The sequence below is a fragment of the Staphylococcus sp. CoH_129_LAB_1 genome (assembly GCF_058191515.1).
Map to the genome: position 1 here is coordinate 51,137 of NZ_JBXWKZ010000004.1, position 18,059 is coordinate 69,195.

The following is an 18,059-nucleotide window of genomic DNA, read 5'->3' on the forward strand; positions in this document are numbered from 1 at the left end:
AAGGGGGGAATTAGATGACTAAACAATCAGGTTTTCAAAGAACTACACAACATTTAACATTTTTTTCTAAAAAGAATAATAAAAACAAATCTTATTCTATAGGTCAATTAGTGGGTCTTATTTTAGGTCCACTATTGTTTGTACTTATTGTATCATTCTTTCATCCAACAGAACTTTCTTTCAAAGGGGTATATGTATTAGGAATTACAGTATGGATAGCTATTTGGTGGATTACAGAGGCGATACCAATTGCAGCAACAAGTTTTTTACCACTCGTTCTTCTACCATTAGGACATATACTTTCGCCTGAACAAGTGTCTTCTGAATATGGTAATGATATTATCTTTTTATTTTTAGGTGGTTTTATTCTTGCAATCGCTATGGAAAGATGGAATTTACATACACGAGTAGCATTAACTATTATTAGATATATTGGCGCAAGCACAAGTAAAATATTATTAGGATTCATGATTGCTACAGGATTTCTGTCAATGTTTGTATCAAATACAGCTGCGGTTATGATAATGATACCTATTGGTTTAGCAATTATTAAAGAAGCAAATGAGTTAAAAGGTGAGGACGTTAAATCAGATAGTATTTCGAAATTTGAAAAATCACTTGTTTTAGCTATCGGTTATTCTGGGACAATAGGGGGTCTAGGTACACTTATTGGCACACCCCCTCTCATTATATTAAAAGGTCAATTTGAGCAGCATTTTGGACAAGAAATAAGTTTTGCTAAATGGATGATTGTTGGTATTCCCACAGTCGTTGTTTTAATTGCATTAGCATGGGCTTATTTAAGATTTGTAGCATTTAGACATGATTTGAAGTATTTACCGGGTGGTCAAAAATTGATTAAAGATAAATTAAATCGCCTCGGTAAAATGTCTTATGAAGAAAAAGTGGTTCAAGCCATTTTTATTCTTGCAAGCTTATTATGGATAACAAGAGAATTCATTTTAAAAAATTTCTCAATAACGTCTGAAGTTGCTGACGGTACAATTGCAATATTTATTTCTATTTTACTTTTTATATTTCCAACTAAAAATAAAGAAAAACATAAACGAATTATTGATTGGGAAGTGGCAAAAGAATTACCTTGGGGAGTACTTATATTGTTTGGTGGTGGCTTAGCTTTAGCAAAAGGAATTTCAGAAAGCGGTCTAGCAAAATGGCTAGGTGAACAACTAAAAATGTTAAACGGGGTACACCCACTAGTAATAGTAATTGTTATTACAATATTTGTATTATTTTTAACAGAGGTGACTTCGAATACAGCAACTGCTACAATGATTTTACCTATTCTTGCTGCGCTATCTGTAGCCGTAGGTGTGCATCCATTATTACTAATGGTGCCAGCAGCTATGGCAGCAAATTGTGCATATATGTTGCCAGTCGGCACTCCACCGAATGCTATCGTGTTTGGGTCAGGAAAATTAAGTATTAAAGAAATGGCTAAAGTAGGATTTTGGGTTAATTTAATTTCTGCAGTCATAATTATAGTAGTAGTCTATTTTGTTATGCCTCATATTTTAGGTTTCAATATGACTGATACATTAAAATTAAAATAAAAATTAGAGTATTGTAGTAAAGAATTTAAAAATAATGTCTATTTTAATTAATTTAAATTCGAAAGTAAAAGATCCTGAGACATCATGAATTATCTCAGGATCTTTTACTATATTGGTCATTGATGATTAATTTAAATAATCGTTTAAATTAGCTTACTTCAACTTTAGTAAGGATAAGCAATGAAACTTTTACGAAGAACATTGACTTTTAACGTAAGCTAAAATTTTGGAAAAGATGTTAAATTCAAAGTGAATGCTATTCATTCTCTTTTATTGACGATGAAAAGCACCAATAATTTTCACTGAGAAATCTAATGTTTCTAATATCGATATAACTTTATTCAAATTATCTGATAGCCCGGTATCTGCTTGTACGAAGAAGCGATACATACCCAGTTGAGTTTTCAGTGGTCTTGATTCAATCCATGATAAATTAATATCAAATAATGCAAATGTAGTCAGTATACTTGCAAGTAATCCAGCTTTGTCATACTTAGGGGTAATTAATAGCATTGTGTTATTAGTTTTAGACTCAAAGTTATTATCATTTTTTATGACTAAAAAGCGTGTAACATTATGTGGATAATCTTGAATATTACTATCTATAGCAGTATAACCGTACATTTCACCACTACCGACAGGGACAATAGCAGCCACACCAAAAGAGATTTTTTCTAATCCTTGAATCGTACTATCTACATAATCGTAAGAAAATTGATGTTGCTGAATATATTGGCTTGTTTGACTAATGGCGGGTGCTATAGAGTATACCTTTTTAATATCTTCTATTTTTGAGTCACTTGTCGTATATAAACCAAAATTAATATCTAAATGAATTTCTCTGTGTGCAAAAACATGTTGTTGTGCCAGTGCATCCGCCACAATATTTATAGTTCCTTCAATTGAATTTTCTATCGGTACAATTGCTATAGATTGATCGTCATTATTTACTGCCTTGATGACTTCGTATAAATTAGATTTTGGTGTGAAATCAATATAATCTTTTGTAAAATATTTTTTAGCAGCAAGATATGAAAATGTACCTTTAGGACCTAAATAATATAAATGCATGATAATTTGTCACCTCGTGAATCTTGTACACTAGTGAAATGGACATTTCAACGGGCTAGCTTTTTTATAATGGAAATTAGGATCTTTAATAATATTTTTGTATCCATGATGGTAATTAGCGGTTAACGTTGGTGATAACGGTGGTGCTAACCACGACCATTTTCCAGTAATATCACGATAATGCTGTTTCTCTTTTTCTTCAAATAATTCAAATTGTTTAGCAGCAGTTAAGTGGTCAACAATAGAAACACCTTGAGATTTAAAAGAATGATAAACTGCATAATTTAATTCTACTAATGTACGATCTTTATTAAATGAATTATTTTTAAGTGTACCAAATTCAAACATTTCTGCAACTTTTTCAAGTAAATTATAGCGGTAAGTATCAGTGAAATTACGTACTGCAATTTCGGTAACCATATACCAACCATTAAAAGGCGCAGTTGGATATGTAATTCCACCTATTTTTAAATCCATATTAGAAATAATAGGCACAGCATACCATTTCAAATGTAAATCTTTCAGTTTTGGAAATTTCTCATGTTCTATATCCACTTCTTTAATCAGTGAAGATGGGAATTCATGATATTTTATAGGTGAATTTGGTAATTGATAAATAAGAGGAAGTACATCAAAATCTGAACCATGACCTTTCCAACCTAAATGATAAGCTAATTGAGTTATCTCACGTTCTGATGGGTCTCCTTTATCTTCATACCCTGCGTAACGAATCAATTGATTATTATATATTTTAGGGGCGTTGGTTGAAGAAAATATAGTAATATAAGGTTTGATTTTTCCTCCGTTTGTTGCTTCTCTTAAGTGATGATGAAGAGCATCTAAGAAATCTTGTTCCATATAAATATCTCGAGCATCCACAACATTTAATGATTCCCAGAATAAGCGTCCGATACATCGATTGGAATTACGCCACGCCATTTTTGCACCATAACTCAGTTCTTCATAGGTATGTGTATAGGTACCTGTTCGCTTGATTTCCTCTTCTATCTCAGCGATGCGTTCGGAAATATTATGATTTGAGTAATTTAATTCACCATACATAGTTTGTATAAAGTTTTTAGCTTCTTCTAATAGCATATAAACACCTCAATAATATTATAAGCGTGTAAATGATATAACACATACAATAAATACTTATGTCACGAATTTGTCGAATTGAAAAGATTTGGTTTTTAAAATAAATCATATTAGGGAAAATACTCACTATTATTGAATTGTGATAAAATATACAAAAAGGTTGTTAGGAGAGATGAGGGTGTATCGTTACGAAGATGATAGTTTAATGTTACATAATGATTTATATCAAATAAATATGGCAGAAAGTTACTGGCATGACGGTATTCATGAAAGAAATGCAGTGTTTGACTTGTATTTTAGAAGTATGCCATTTGGAAGTGGATATGCTGTTTTTAATGGTTTGAAAAGAGTCATTCAATTTATAGAAAATTTTCATTTTAGCGATTCTGATATCGAATATTTACAGTCTTTAGGATATAAAAATGACTTTTTACAATACCTTAAAAATTTGAAATTTACAGGTAATATTCGCGCGATGCAAGAAGGAGAATTGTGTTTTGGAAATGAACCGTTATTACGAGTAGAAGCGCCACTAATTCAAGCTCAACTGATTGAAACAATTTTACTTAATATCGTGAATTTTCACACGCTTATTACAACTAAAGCAAGTAGAATTCGTCAAGTTGCACCACAGGATACGTTAATGGAATTTGGGACAAGACGTGCACAAGAAATAGATGCTGCAGTTTGGGGAGCACGTGCAGCATATATTGGGGGATTTGATTCAACAAGTAATGTTAGAGCTGGTAAATTATTTGGTATTCCTGTTTCTGGAACTCATGCTCATGCCCTAGTTCAAACATATGGTGATGAATATAAAGCATTTAAGATTTATGCAGAGCGTCATAAAAATTGTGTGTTTTTAGTTGATACGTTCCATACTTTAAAATCAGGGGTACCAATTGCAATAAAAGTAGCAAAGGAATTAGGAGACGCTATTAATTTTGTAGGCATAAGATTAGATTCTGGTGACATTGCATATTTATCTAAAAAAGCTCGTCGTATGCTTGATGATGCAGGTTTTAAAGATGCAAAAATTATTGCTTCAAATGACTTAGATGAGCAAACAATTACAAGTTTAAAAGCACAAGGAGCAAAAGTAGATTCTTGGGGTGTAGGTACTAAACTTATTACAGGTTTTGATCAACCTGCCTTAGGAGCAGTGTATAAACTTGTTGCTGTTGAAAATGATGAAGGTAAGTATGTAGATCGCATCAAACTATCAAATAATGCGGAAAAGGTAACTACACCTGGTAAGAAGAAAGTATATCGAATTATTAACACTAAAACTGGAAAAGCTGAAGGCGACTATATCACGCTTGAACATGAAAATCCAAATAAAGAAAAACCATTAAAAATGTTCCATCCAGTTCATACCTATAAAATGAAACATGTTAAGCATTTTGAAGCGATTGATTTACATCATTCAATTTTTGAAAATGGTAAGCTAGTTTACGACCTACCAAGTGAAAAAGAAACTCAAGATTATTTAAAACAAGCATTATCTCAATTGTGGGAAGAAAATAAACGTTATTTAAATCCCCAAGAATATCCAGTAGATTTAAGTACAAGTTGTTGGAATAATAAACAAAAGCGCATTCTTGAAGTGACAGAACATGTTAAGGAAATGGAGGAAGACAATGACTAATTTACAAGAAATTGTAGTAAAAGAAATGAAAGTAAAAAAAAATATTGATAGTCAAAAAGAAATTCGTGAGATAATCCGATTTATTAAAAATTATGTTCAATCTCACACATTTATTAAATCCTTAGTACTTGGCATTTCTGGTGGTCAAGATTCAACACTTACTGGTAAATTAGCTCAATTATCTGTTGAAGAACTTCGTAAAGAAGGAAGAGAATGTCAATTTATAGCAGTTAAGCTTCCTTATGGTAAGCAAAAAGATGCAGATGAAGTAGAAGATGCACTTCAATTTATTCAACCTGATGAAGTAATTACGGTTAATATTAAACCAGCAGTAGATCAAAGTGTTGCATCATTGAAAGAAGCTGGTATTGAACTTACAGATTTTCAAAGAGGAAATGAAAAAGCAAGAGAACGTATGAAAGCACAATTTTCTATTGCTTCAAATCGTAGTGGTATTGTTATAGGAACAGATCATTCAGCTGAAAATATTACGGGCTTTTATACTAAATACGGTGATGGTGCTGCTGATATTGCACCTATTTTTGGATTAAATAAACGTCAAGGTAGACAACTTTTGGAATATTTAGAAGCGCCATCACATTTATATGAAAAGGTACCTACTGCTGATTTGGAAGATGATAAGCCTCAATTACCTGATGAAGAAGCATTAGGGGTAACATATAATCAAATTGATGATTATTTAGAAGGAAAAGAAGTACCGAGTGATGCAAAAGAGACGATAGAGAAACATTATGTTAAAAATGCACATAAAAGAGAATTAGCATATACTCGATACACTTGGCCTAAGAATTCACAAGCTAAAGAATAAATAACTATTAGTTTTTAGTGACAAAATTATTTTTGACTGATAAAATTATTTCGAATTTTAGTTAAATGAAATGAGGAATAATATGTCAGTAATAACGTCAAATCCATGGATAATGGTATTAGCGATATTCATAATTAACGTTTTTTATGTTACGTTTCTAACAATGCGTACAATTTTAACGTTAAAAGGATATCGTTATATGGCAGCAGTAGTAAGCTTCCTTGAAGTTTTAGTGTATGTTATTGGATTAGGTCTAGTGATGTCTAGTTTAGATCAAATTCAAAATATAATTGCGTATGCATTTGGATTCTCAATAGGAATTATTGTTGGAATGAAAATTGAAGAAAAGCTTGCACTAGGCTATACAGTTGTAAATGTAACGTCTGCAGAATACGAGCTAGATTTACCTAATGAGTTACGAAATTTAGGTTATGGTGTTACTCACTATGAAGCACATGGTAGAGATGGAAGTCGAATGGTAATGCAAATTTTAACACCTAGACGTTATGAGCGAAAATTAATGGAGACGATCCGTGGTCTAGATGAAAATGCATTTATCATTGCGTATGAACCTAGAACCATTCATGGTGGATTCTGGACTAAAGGTGTTCGAACTAAGAAAGTAAAAGCATATGAAGTAGAAGAAATAGAAAGTGTTGTGGAACATGGTGAAATTCAAGGTAAATGAAAATGAAACCATTTCAGAATGTATTGCACGTATGAGAAAAGAAGGATATATGCCAGTTAGACGTATTGAAAAACCTGTTTACATTGAAGATAAACAAGGAAATATAGATGTTTTACGACAAGATATTCAATTTGTTGGTAAGAAAATAGAAAACGATATATAATAGTTGCTTATCTTATATAGAGGTCTTTGACGATTTAAAAGTCAGAGGCCTTTTAATATATTTTATATTATAAAGTTCGTAAACCTATATTCAATTAGTGTTAAAAAGATTTATACTTTTAGTATATAATCTGTTAAACTATAAATATAGAGTTAAATACGAACTATTTTGTTTATAAATGATTTAATGTACAGTTTTTATAAAATAATTACATAGGATAGGAGTTTAATAATGATTGAACGTTATTCAAGAGAAGAAATGTCTAGTATATGGACAGACCAAAATAGATATGAAGCATGGCTAGAAGTTGAGATTCTTGCTTGTGAAGCATGGAGCGAATTAGGTTATATCCCTAAAGAAGACGTAAAAAAAATTCGAGAAAACGCTAAAGTTGATGTTAATCGTGCAAAAGAAATTGAACAAGAAACACGTCACGATGTAGTAGCATTTACAAGACAAGTATCTGAAACACTTGGAGAAGAACGTAAATGGGTTCATTATGGATTAACTTCTACAGATGTTGTAGATACTGCATTAAGTTATGTCATTAAACAAGCTAATGAAATTATTGAAAAAGATATTGAACGCTTTATTAAAGTACTTGAAGAAAAAGCTAAAAAATATAAATATACATTAATGATGGGTCGTACACATGGTGTTCATGCTGAGCCAACTACTTTTGGAGTAAAAATGGCATTATGGTATACAGAAATGAAACGTAATTTAAAACGTTTTAAAGAGGTACGTAAAGAAATCGAAGTTGGGAAAATGAGTGGCGCAGTAGGAACATTCGCCAATATTCCACCTGAAATTGAAAGATATGTTTGTAAACATCTTGGAATTGACACAGCACCTGTATCAACTCAAACACTTCAACGTGATCGTCACGCTTATTATATTGCAACTTTAGCATTAATTGCGACATCATTAGAAAAATTTGCCGTAGAAGTTCGTAACTTGCAAAAAACTGAAACAAGAGAAGTAGAAGAAGCATTTGCGAAAGGTCAAAAAGGATCATCAGCAATGCCACATAAACGTAATCCAATCGGTTCAGAAAATATTACAGGTATTTCAAGAGTTATTCGTGGTTATATTACAACTGCGTATGAAAATGTTCCATTATGGCATGAACGTGATATTTCCCATTCTTCAGCAGAGCGCATTATGTTACCAGATGTCACAATTGCCTTAGATTATGCTTTAAATAGATTTACTAATATAATCGATCGTTTAACTGTATTTGAAGACAATATGAAAAATAATATTAATAAAACTTTTGGTCTTATATTCTCACAACGAGTTTTACTTGCATTGATTAATAAAGGTATGGTTCGTGAAGAAGCGTACGACAAAGTACAACCTAAAGCGATGGAATCTTGGGAAACTAAAACACCTTTCCGTGAACTTATAGAACAAGATTCAACGATTACAAACGTTTTATCTAAAGAAGAATTAGATGAATGCTTTGATCCAAAACATCATTTAAATCAAGTTGATACTATCTTTAAACGTGCGGGTTTAGAATAGTTTACAAATATACTTCTTGCATTTTCAATGGAAACAACTACACTTTAATTAATTAATGCGTTAAAATATAGTTATATTTTAATTTGAAAATAGGAGTTGCTTGAGATGCAAATTGAAAAATTAAGAGGAGAAGCATTGGATGAGTTATTTGATGCTATCTTAACACTTAAAGATAGAGAAGAATGTTATCAATTCTTTGATGATTTATGTACAGTCAATGAAATTCAATCTTTATCTCAAAGACTTCAAGTTGCTAAAATGATAAAACAAGGTTTTACTTATGCAACTATAGAAAAAGAATCTGGTGCTTCAACAGCTACAATATCTAGAGTTAAGCGCTCGTTGCAATGGGGTAATGACGCGTATACAATGATTTTAGATAGATTAAATGTTGAAACAAAAGAATAAATGAAAAGAGACAATTGCTTAGCTAAAAAATAGCAATTGTCTTTTTTTGTGATTATAATTTTTGCATTAAATACTAGGATAAACTTAGTATATTGATTTAGAATTGAGAAAGTAAAAATGCTATAATTTAGTGTATGTTAAAAGAAGGAGTTATGGATAATGTATGACATTAGAAAATGGCAGCATGTATTTAAACTGGATCCTGCCAAAGATATTAGCGATGAAAATTTAGAAGCCTTATGTATGTCAGATACTGATGCCATCATCATTGGTGGGACAGACGATGTAACTGAAGATAATGTCATTCATCTTATGAGTAGAGTTAGAAGATATCCATTACCTTTAGTACTTGAGGTTTCAAATTTAGATAGCGTAATGCCGGGCTTTGATTTTTATTTTATACCTTCAATATTAAATAGTAATGATGTAACATATCATAATGGTTTGCTTCATAAAGCATTGAAACAATATGGTCATATGATTAATTTTGAAGAAATTATGCTTGAAGGATATGTCGTTCTTAACCCAGATAGTAAAGTAGCCCAACTTACGCAATCAAATACTCAGTTAGATATAGAAGATATTGAAGCATATGCTCAACTCGTTGAAGAAATGTATAAGTTACCAATTTTATATTTAGAATATAGTGGTATATATGGAGATAAGAATATCGTAAAAGCCGCTTCTCAAATGTTAAGCAATACACAACTATTTTATGGTGGCGGTATTAGTTCTTTAACAGAAGCTAAAGAAATGAAAGAGTATGCCGATACAGTTATTGTAGGTAATATTATATACTCGGATATTAAAAAAGCTTTAAAAACTGTCAAAATAAAGAAGGAGTCGAAATAATGAATTCTTTAGTAAGTAACATGAATAAAGAACAAAGTGAAGCAGTTAGAACTACAGAAGGTCCTCTGCTTATCATGGCTGGCGCAGGTTCAGGTAAAACAAGGGTATTAACACACCGCATAGCTTACTTATTAGATGAAAAAGATGTTTCTCCGTATAACATTTTAGCTATTACTTTTACTAATAAAGCTGCAAAAGAAATGAAAGAACGTGTTGAACACTTGGTTGGCGAAGAAGCTCAAGTGATTTGGATGTCAACATTCCATTCAATGTGTGTAAAAATTTTAAGAAGAGATGCTGATCGTATTGGAATTGAACGTAATTTTACTATTATTGATCCAACTGATCAAAAATCTGTGATTAAAGATGTACTGAAAAATGAAAATATTGACAGTAAACGTTTTGAACCAAGGATGTTTATAGGTGCAATCAGTAATTTGAAAAATGAATTGAAAACACCAGAAGATGCTATGAAAGAAGCAAATGATTTTCATTCACAAATGGTTGCAACAGTATATAGTGGATACCAACGTCAACTGTCTAGAAATGAAGCATTAGATTTTGATGATTTAATCATGAAAACGATTCGTTTATTTGAACGTGTACCAGATGCACTGGAATACTATCAAAATAAATTTCAATACATCCATGTAGATGAGTATCAAGATACAAATAAAGCACAATATACACTTGTTAAATTACTTGCAAGTAAATTCAAGAATTTATGTGTAGTAGGTGATTCTGACCAATCAATATATGGCTGGCGTGGTGCAGATATTCAAAATATCTTATCTTTCGAGGAAGACTATCCTGAAGCAAAAACTATTTTTTTAGAACAGAATTATCGTTCAACAAAAACCATTTTAACAGCTGCAAATGAAGTCATTAAACATAATACTGAACGTAAGCCGAAAGGTTTATGGACTGCAAATAATGGTGGAGAAAAAATTAAATACTATGAAGCAATGACTGAACGTAATGAAGCAGAATATGTAGTACGTGAAATTATTAAACATCGTAATTCTGGAAAAGACTATAGCGACATGGCAATTCTGTATCGAACAAATGCACAATCACGTGTGTTAGAGGAAACATTTATGAAATCAAATATTCCTTATACGATGGTTGGAGGCCAAAAGTTCTATGATCGTAAAGAAATTAAAGATTTACTGAGTTACTTAAGAATTGTGGCGAATAGTAATGATGATATTAGTCTACAAAGAATTATTAATGTTCCTAAACGAGGTATAGGCCCATCATCAGTTGATAAAATTCAACGATATGCGCTAGATAACAATATTAGTATGTTTGACGCCTTAGGAGAAGTCGATTTTATAGGACTCTCTAAAAAAGTCACACAAGAATGTATACAATTTTATGAAATGATTCAAAACTTAATTAAAGAACAGGAATTTTTAGAAATTAGTGAAATCGTAGAGGAAATACTTGAAAAATCAGGGTATCGTCAAATGTTAGAACGTGAACAAACAATTGAATCACGTAGTCGTCTTGAAAACATTGATGAATTTATGTCTGTACCTAAAGATTATGAAAAAGATACACCTTTAGAAGAACAATCATTGATTAACTTTTTAACTGATTTATCACTTGTCGCAGATATTGATGAAGCGCAAATTGATAGTGGTGTGACGTTAATGACAATGCATTCTGCAAAAGGGTTAGAGTTCCCAATTGTATTTTTAATGGGTATGGAAGAATCACTTTTCCCTCACATTAGAGCAATTAAAAGTGATGACGAACATGAGATGGAAGAAGAAAGACGTATTTGTTATGTAGCCATCACACGTGCAGAAGAAATATTATATATTACACACGCAACTTCTCGCATGTTATTTGGACGTTCACAATCAAATATGCCATCACGCTTTTTAAAAGAAATCCCTGAAGAACTATTGGAAACGCCTGAAAAATTAAAACGACAAACAATCACTTCTAAGTCAGCTACACCGTCAAAACGTGGTTTCAGTAAACGTACGTCTTCTACTAAAAAAAGAGTATCAGCTTCAGATTGGAAAGTAGGAGATAAAGTGACACATAAATCATGGGGGGAAGGTATGGTGAGCAATGTAAGTGAAAAAAATGGCTCTGTTGAGTTAGATATTATATTTAAATCTGAAGGTCCTAAGCGTTTATTAGCTCAATTTGCACCTATCGAAAAAAAGGAGGATTAGTAAATGGATAACGTTCAAAATCGTGTCAATGAACTGCATGATTTATTAAATCAATATAGCTACGAATATTATGTGAAAGATAATCCTTCTGTACCTGATAGTGAATATGACAAATTATTACGTGAATTAATTGATATTGAAAATGCACATCCTGAACTTAAAACAGATGATTCACCAACAGTTAGGGTTGGTGGAGAAGCCCAATCATCATTTGAAAAAGTAAATCACGAGACGCCAATGCTTAGTTTAGGTAATGCTTTTAATGAAGAAGAACTAAGACGTTTCGATGAACGTATTCGAGAACATATCGGTAAAGTGGAATATATGTGTGAGCTTAAAATTGATGGATTAGCAGTTTCTTTAAAGTATAAAGATGGTCGATTTGTTCAAGGACTGACACGAGGAGATGGTACAACAGGAGAAGATATTACAGAAAATCTGCGTACTATTCATGCTATTCCTCTTAAAATTAAAGAACCGTTAAATGTTGAAGTTCGTGGAGAAGCATATATGCCGCGTCGTTCCTTTATAAGATTGAATGATGAGAGAGAAAAAAATGAAGAACAACCATTTGCTAACCCACGTAATGCAGCAGCAGGTTCTTTAAGGCAATTAGATCCTAAATTAGCTGCTAAACGTAAACTAAGTGTCTTCTTGTATAGTGTGAATAATTTTACAGATTTTAATGCTACTACTCAAAGTGATGCATTAGATGAATTAGATCGTTTAGGATTTAAAACTAATCATGAACGTGCACGTGTAGAAGATATAGAGGGGGTATTAAAATATATTAAAAAGTGGACTAAGCAACGTGAGCAATTATCTTATGATATTGATGGAATTGTCATTAAAGTTAATGATCTTGACCAACAAGATGAAATGGGATTCACTCAAAAATCGCCACGTTGGGCAATAGCCTATAAGTTTCCAGCTGAAGAAGTTGTCACAGAACTTAAAGATGTTGAATTAAGCATTGGACGTACAGGTGTAGTTACACCGACAGCAATCTTAGAACCTGTTCGTGTTGCTGGTACTACAGTTTCAAGAGCATCACTTCATAATGAAGATTTGATTAAAGAGCGCGATATTAGAATCGGTGATAGTGTTATAGTAAAAAAAGCAGGGGATATTATACCTGAAGTCGTAAGAAGTATTATTGATCGTCGCCCAAATGATGCAAAACCATACCATATGCCAACACATTGTCCAAGTTGTGGTCATGAATTAGTACGTATCGAAGGAGAGGTTGCTCTTAGATGTATCAATCCGAAATGCCAAGCCCAACTTGTAGAAGGATTGATTCATTTTGTTTCTCGTCAAGCGATGAATATAGATGGTCTGGGCAATAAAATTATTCAACAATTGTATCATCATCAGCTTATTAAAGATGTGGGTGATATTTTCTATTTAACTAAAGAAGATCTATTACCTTTAGAACGAATGGGGACTAAAAAAGTAGAAAATTTATTAAGTGCTATTGAACAAGCAAAACAAAATTCTTTAGAACACTTATTATTTGGTTTAGGTATACGTCATCTTGGTGCAAAAGCAAGTCAAATTCTAGCTGAGAAATTCGAAACTATGGATCGTTTACTCAAAGTAACAGAAGAAGAACTGGTAGCTATTCATGATATTGGAGATAAATTAGCACAATCTGTAGTAACGTATTTAGATAATGAGGATATCAAAGCGCTTATTGAAAAATTAAAAGTTAAAAACGTCAATATGACATATAAAGGTGTTAAATCCTCTGAAATTGAAGGACACCCAGAATTTCAAAATAAAACTATTGTTCTTACTGGAAAGTTACACCAAATGACTCGTAAAGAAGCAACGTCATGGTTAGAAATGCAAGGCGCTAAAGTAACAAGTAGTGTAACTAAAAGTACAGATTTAGTAATAGCTGGTGAAGATGCTGGATCAAAACTGTCTAAAGCTGAACAATTTGGTACAAAAATATGGTCTGAGGCACAATTTATTGAAAAACAAAATGAAATATCAGAATAGAGGAGAACGATAATGAAGCGGTTACTATTATTAGTTATAACGTCGCTTATAATATTGACAGCGTGTGGCAATGGAAATGATAAAAATAGTCAGTCAAATAATAAGCAACAAGAACAAAATTCGAATAATGTAAAAACAGTTGCCACTGATCAAGAAGTCCAAGGAGATAATTATCGTACAATATTACCATTCAAAGAAAGTCAAGCTCGTGGAGTCTTACAAGATAATATGGCTAATAGTTACAACGGTGAAGATTTCGAAAATGGTTTATTACACTTAAGTAAGTCTGTATTTCCAACTGACAATTTTTTATATCAAGATGGACAATATTTAGACAAAAATACAGTGAACGCATATTTAAGTCCTAAATACTCTAAAGACGAAATTGATAAAATGAGTGAAAGTGAAAAGGAATCTAAAAAAGCTACTGAAAATTTAGGACTTAATCCATCACGCGATGGAGAAACTAAACCAGAAAAAATTGCTGAGACATCTCCTGCATATTTATCTAATATCTTAGAACAAGATTTTTATGATACAAATGATGCAAAAGGAAAAAATATTAAAGGTATGACAATTGGTCTTGCTATGAATAGTGTTTACTATTATCAAAAAGAAAAAGATGGAGAAACATATAGTAAATCTCTAGATAATAAAGAAATCGAAAAACAGGGTAAAGCAATGGCTCAAGAGTTACTTACGCGCCTTAGAGCAAATAAAGATTTAAAAAATATACCAATTCACTTTGCAATATATGTTCAGTCGAGTCAAGATGCAATTACTCCTGGACACTTTATTGCTAATACTACTGTTGATGATAAACAAACTAAAATTAATAAATGGAATAAAATTGATGAGATTTCAGCACTTTTACCTTCAACAGAAGCAGAAAAGTATGACAAAAATCTAAATAATAACTTTAAGCAATTTAATGATGACCTTCAATCTTATTTCTCTAATTTCACTCAAGCAATTGGAAAAGTTAAATTTGTAGATAAGAAACCAAATAGATTAGTGATTGATTTGCCAATTGATTATTATGGACAAGCTGAAACAATAGGAATTACACAATATGTAACAGAACAAGCTAAGAAATATTTTGATAATATTGATAGTTACGAAATTCGAATAAAAGATGGTAACAATTCAAGAGCACTTATTAGTAAAACAAAAGATGACAAAGAACCACAAGTCCATATATATAGTAATTAATAGAGGGTGGGATATAATTCCTAGCAAAATAGCCAGTAAATGAGTGTATTATAAATTCATTTACTGGCTTCTTTATTTACAATACTACGTATTGTTAGCTTGCTTCCTTAGGGGACAGCTTCAGCTTGTTCTGTTCACACAAGAGTCTCGCCAAAACACTTTGTGTTTATATGTAATTTTACATTGAATTACTTAAAAAATAAGGGTCTTTCGTATCAATTAATAAATACTAATAAACTAAATTAACAGGTTCCTTATATATAAAGAATATAACGTGAATCTACTTACTCTACTAATGGCACTCAATATAAGAAAACGAGCAACCCAACGAGTTGAAAATAATCAAAAGTTTATAAAAAAGACAAGTTCTATATTATTTCAATAGAACTTGTCTTTTTTCACTTGTCCAGAAACTTTATGTCCCAGGTTCATTTTTAATATGTTGGAGCCGAGGGGGAGTTGGGACGAAAAATTCAAAATGAGATTTGAACCATCCTTTTAAATATTTAATTAATTAGATTATTTTTCACGAACAATCATTTTTACTTGATTTAACTGTTGTTCAATAGCATAGTCTGATTTATAAGTGAAGATGCTAACAAGGTACGTCACAATAACACTACTAATAAAACCAGGTATAATTTCATACATACCAAATAATTCATTAATATTTGCAAATGGTTTAACCCAGACAATCCAAATAATTACTACGAGTGCCCCAGCAACCATACCACTTATCGCACCTGCACGTGTTAACTTTTTCCAATATAAAGAGAAAAGAACAAGTGGACTAAACGCTGCACCAAAACCAGCCCAAGCATTTCCAACTAAATTAAGTATGGTGTCATTTGGAGACCATGCAATGGCAAGAGCTACAATGGCAACCGCTAACACAGATAGTCTACCAACAAGTACAAATTCTTTTTGATGTGTTTGAGCACGTTCTTCACCGCGAATGAGTTTATAGAAGTCTTCGGTAAGTGAGCTTGAAGTCACTAATAATTGTGAAGAAATTGTACTCATAATTGCAGCTAAAATGGCAGCCAATAAGAAACCACCTACTAGCGGATGGAAAAGAACTTGGCTCATTATAATAAATAATGTTTCAGGATCGTTCATTTTAATGTGATTTTCTGAAATAAATGCAATTCCAGTTAAGCCTACACCAACAGCTCCAAGTAAACCTACAGTCATCCAACTTATCCCTAATCGACGTGCCTTAGGTAAAAGTTTGTGGGATTTAATAGACATAAATCGTACAATAATATGAGGCTGACCAAAATAACCTAATCCCCATGAAAATAATGAAATAATACCTAAAAATGTCGTACCTCTAAATAAATCCATATTAGTTGGTTTCATTTCAGCCACTTGATGGAATGTATCCCACCCACTAAGTTGCATCAAAGCAACAATTGGAACCATTACCATTGCGATAAGCATTATGACTCCTTGGAAGAAGTCAGTAATAGAAACAGCTAAATATCCTCCAAAGAAGGTATACAAAATGACTATAATTGCTACTAGGATAAGCCCAAAATGGTAATTTAATCCAAATGCACTTTCAAACAATTTACCTCCAGAAACGAAGCCAGAGTGCGTATATAAAGTGAAAAAAACAACAATGATAAAACCAGAAATAATTTTAATGATATTATGTGTATCATTCAGACGGTTTTTGAAAAAATCAGGGAGCGTAATTGCATCTCCAGCAACTTCTGTATATACTCTAAGCCTTGGTGCAACAACTAGATAGTTAACATAGGCACCAATAGTTAAACCAATCGTAATCCATATTGCCGATAAACCTGTGCTATAAACTGACCCTGGAAGTCCCATAATCATCCAACCACTCATATCTGAAGCACCGGCTGATAAAGCAGTAATATATGGGCCTATATTTCTCCCACCTAACATATACTCACTTAAATTGCCGCTTGCCTGTTTATAACCATAGTAACCAATCACTAGCAGAATAATAAAATAGATTGCAATCATAATATAAGTCTGCCAGCTTATATTAGCATGATTACCTAAACTTGCGCCTAATACAAACATTGTAATAACCCCCTTTGAAACTTTAAATTTTGTTTTCCTTAACATTATTAGATTGAGAAAAAGAAAGTAACATCCCTTAAATTAGTTACATGTAATATTATACAATGATATTAATAGTTTAGAGAAGTGAAATTTTATCTAAAAATAAATAATCGTTTATTTAATAATTTTGTAAGCGTTATCTAAAAACAAAGAGTTAGTTTAAAAACAAATTTTTTATTATATAAAATTAATATTAATAAATTATCAGGAAAATTTCAGATATATTAATAGATTATTATATGAATGAGTTACATAATTTGTTGTTTTAATTTCCATTTTTTCTAAAGAATGTTTAATTCATTGTATGGAATAATAAATATTTAGATTTTTAACTGAAAATTTGATACAATTTTATGATGAATGAGTGATAAGGAGGCTTTTTTAATAATGACTAAAGTTACACGCGAAGAAGTTGAACATATAGCACATTTAGCAAGACTTCAAATTTCTCCTGAAGAAACGGAAGAAATGGCTAACACACTTGAAAGTATCTTGGATTTTGCAAAGCAAAATGATTCAGCAGACACTGAGGGTGTGGAACCAACATATCATGTCTTAGATTTGCAAAATGTGTTACGTGATGATAAAGCAATCGAGGGTATTCCTCAAGAACTTGCATTAAAAAATGCGAAAGAAACAGAAGATGGTCAATTTAAAGTACCAGCTATCATGAATGAGGAGGACGCTTAA

15 protein-coding genes and 1 pseudogene are annotated in these 18,059 nt (G+C 31.8%); 13 read left to right on the forward strand and 3 right to left on the reverse strand.

Annotation, left to right across the window (positions count from 1 at the left end):
• Nucleotides 1–14 precede the first annotated feature (14 nt).
• Nucleotides 15–1,574: an SLC13 family permease gene (locus AC2FB1_RS02360; protein ID WP_490673677.1), complete on the forward strand. Its 1,560-nt coding sequence runs from the start codon at nt 15–17 to the stop codon at nt 1,572–1,574.
• A gap of 270 nt (nt 1,575–1,844) precedes the next feature.
• On the opposite strand, the gene AC2FB1_RS02365 is transcribed toward AC2FB1_RS02360, so the two are convergent.
• Complete coding sequence (locus AC2FB1_RS02365) at nt 1,845–2,645, reverse strand: prephenate dehydratase (RefSeq protein ID WP_490673678.1); 801 nt, start codon at nt 2,643–2,645, stop codon at nt 1,845–1,847.
• A gap of 30 nt (nt 2,646–2,675) precedes the next feature.
• The gene (locus AC2FB1_RS02370) at nt 2,676–3,743 is read right to left on the reverse strand and encodes a nitric oxide synthase oxygenase (RefSeq protein ID WP_490673679.1); all 1,068 of its coding nucleotides are present in this window, start codon (nt 3,741–3,743) and stop codon (nt 2,676–2,678) included.
• A 178-nt stretch (nt 3,744–3,921) separates the two neighbouring features.
• Between AC2FB1_RS02370 and AC2FB1_RS02375 the strand changes: the two genes are divergently transcribed.
• From AC2FB1_RS02375 to AC2FB1_RS02425, 11 genes and pseudogenes are all read left to right on the forward strand, one after another.
• On the forward strand, nt 3,922–5,391 hold the full coding sequence (locus AC2FB1_RS02375) for a nicotinate phosphoribosyltransferase (RefSeq protein ID WP_490673680.1): 1,470 nt from the start codon (nt 3,922–3,924) through the stop codon (nt 5,389–5,391).
• On the forward strand, nt 5,384–6,220 hold the full coding sequence (gene nadE, locus AC2FB1_RS02380; protein WP_490673682.1) for an NAD(+) synthase: 837 nt from the start codon (nt 5,384–5,386) through the stop codon (nt 6,218–6,220). The genes AC2FB1_RS02375 and nadE overlap by 8 nt, the downstream gene beginning before the upstream one ends.
• An 82-nt stretch (nt 6,221–6,302) precedes the next feature.
• Nucleotides 6,303–6,908 (forward strand): DUF2179 domain-containing protein, encoded by a 606-nt coding sequence (locus AC2FB1_RS02385; protein WP_490673683.1) that lies wholly within the window; start codon nt 6,303–6,305, stop codon nt 6,906–6,908.
• On the forward strand, nt 6,889–7,071 hold the full coding sequence (locus tag AC2FB1_RS02390; protein WP_490673734.1) for an NETI motif-containing protein: 183 nt from the start codon (nt 6,889–6,891) through the stop codon (nt 7,069–7,071). The genes AC2FB1_RS02385 and AC2FB1_RS02390 overlap by 20 nt, the downstream gene beginning before the upstream one ends.
• Before the next feature lie 231 nt (nt 7,072–7,302).
• Nucleotides 7,303–8,598: an adenylosuccinate lyase gene (gene purB / locus AC2FB1_RS02395; protein ID WP_490673684.1), complete on the forward strand. Its 1,296-nt coding sequence runs from the start codon at nt 7,303–7,305 to the stop codon at nt 8,596–8,598.
• A 105-nt stretch (nt 8,599–8,703) separates the two neighbouring features.
• Nucleotides 8,704–9,006 carry a YerC/YecD family TrpR-related protein gene (locus AC2FB1_RS02400; RefSeq protein ID WP_490673685.1) on the forward strand — a complete coding sequence of 101 codons (303 nt, stop codon included), beginning with the start codon at nt 8,704–8,706 and terminating at the stop codon, nt 9,004–9,006.
• Between the two features lie 159 nt (nt 9,007–9,165).
• Nucleotides 9,166–9,858: a heptaprenylglyceryl phosphate synthase gene (gene pcrB / locus AC2FB1_RS02405; protein WP_490673686.1), complete on the forward strand. Its 693-nt coding sequence runs from the start codon at nt 9,166–9,168 to the stop codon at nt 9,856–9,858.
• Nucleotides 9,858–12,050, forward strand: a complete 2,193-nt coding sequence (pcrA, locus tag AC2FB1_RS02410; protein ID WP_490673687.1) for a DNA helicase PcrA — start codon at nt 9,858–9,860, stop codon at nt 12,048–12,050. The genes pcrB and pcrA overlap by 1 nt, the downstream gene beginning before the upstream one ends.
• A gap of 3 nt (nt 12,051–12,053) precedes the next feature.
• Nucleotides 12,054–14,057: an NAD-dependent DNA ligase LigA gene (ligA, locus tag AC2FB1_RS02415; RefSeq protein WP_490673688.1), complete on the forward strand. Its 2,004-nt coding sequence runs from the start codon at nt 12,054–12,056 to the stop codon at nt 14,055–14,057.
• 12 nt (nt 14,058–14,069) lie between these two features.
• Nucleotides 14,070–15,269, forward strand: a complete 1,200-nt coding sequence (locus AC2FB1_RS02420; protein ID WP_490673689.1) for a CamS family sex pheromone protein — start codon at nt 14,070–14,072, stop codon at nt 15,267–15,269.
• A gap of 289 nt (nt 15,270–15,558) precedes the next feature.
• Nucleotides 15,559–15,751: pseudogene (locus tag AC2FB1_RS02425) on the forward strand (hypothetical protein); the annotation flags it as partial.
• 37 nt (nt 15,752–15,788) lie between these two features.
• Here the strand turns inward: AC2FB1_RS02425 and putP are convergent.
• Nucleotides 15,789–17,327, reverse strand: a complete 1,539-nt coding sequence (gene putP, locus AC2FB1_RS02430; RefSeq protein WP_490673690.1) for a sodium/proline symporter PutP — start codon at nt 17,325–17,327, stop codon at nt 15,789–15,791.
• A 429-nt stretch (nt 17,328–17,756) separates the two neighbouring features.
• Here putP and gatC point away from each other — a divergent pair, with 429 nt between their 5' ends.
• The gene (gene gatC / locus AC2FB1_RS02435; RefSeq protein ID WP_002450027.1) at nt 17,757–18,059 is read left to right on the forward strand and encodes an Asp-tRNA(Asn)/Glu-tRNA(Gln) amidotransferase subunit GatC; all 303 of its coding nucleotides are present in this window, start codon (nt 17,757–17,759) and stop codon (nt 18,057–18,059) included.

Coding starts and splice junctions, on each gene's coding strand:
- putP (WP_490673690.1), bottom strand. CDS start 17,327: ATGTTTGTATTAGGCGCAAGTTTAGGTAATCATGCTAATATAAGCTGG.
- AC2FB1_RS02370 (WP_490673679.1), bottom strand. CDS start 3,743: ATGCTATTAGAAGAAGCTAAAAACTTTATACAAACTATGTATGGTGAA.
- AC2FB1_RS02365 (WP_490673678.1), bottom strand. CDS start 2,645: ATGCATTTATATTATTTAGGTCCTAAAGGTACATTTTCATATCTTGCT.
- AC2FB1_RS02385 (WP_490673683.1), top strand. CDS start 6,303: ATGTCAGTAATAACGTCAAATCCATGGATAATGGTATTAGCGATATTC.
- ligA (WP_490673688.1), top strand. CDS start 12,054: ATGGATAACGTTCAAAATCGTGTCAATGAACTGCATGATTTATTAAAT.
- AC2FB1_RS02360 (WP_490673677.1), top strand. CDS start 15: ATGACTAAACAATCAGGTTTTCAAAGAACTACACAACATTTAACATTT.
- nadE (WP_490673682.1), top strand. CDS start 5,384: ATGACTAATTTACAAGAAATTGTAGTAAAAGAAATGAAAGTAAAAAAA.
- gatC (WP_002450027.1), top strand. CDS start 17,757: ATGACTAAAGTTACACGCGAAGAAGTTGAACATATAGCACATTTAGCA.
- pcrA (WP_490673687.1), top strand. CDS start 9,858: ATGAATTCTTTAGTAAGTAACATGAATAAAGAACAAAGTGAAGCAGTT.
- AC2FB1_RS02420 (WP_490673689.1), top strand. CDS start 14,070: ATGAAGCGGTTACTATTATTAGTTATAACGTCGCTTATAATATTGACA.
- pcrB (WP_490673686.1), top strand. CDS start 9,166: ATGTATGACATTAGAAAATGGCAGCATGTATTTAAACTGGATCCTGCC.
- AC2FB1_RS02400 (WP_490673685.1), top strand. CDS start 8,704: ATGCAAATTGAAAAATTAAGAGGAGAAGCATTGGATGAGTTATTTGAT.
- purB (WP_490673684.1), top strand. CDS start 7,303: ATGATTGAACGTTATTCAAGAGAAGAAATGTCTAGTATATGGACAGAC.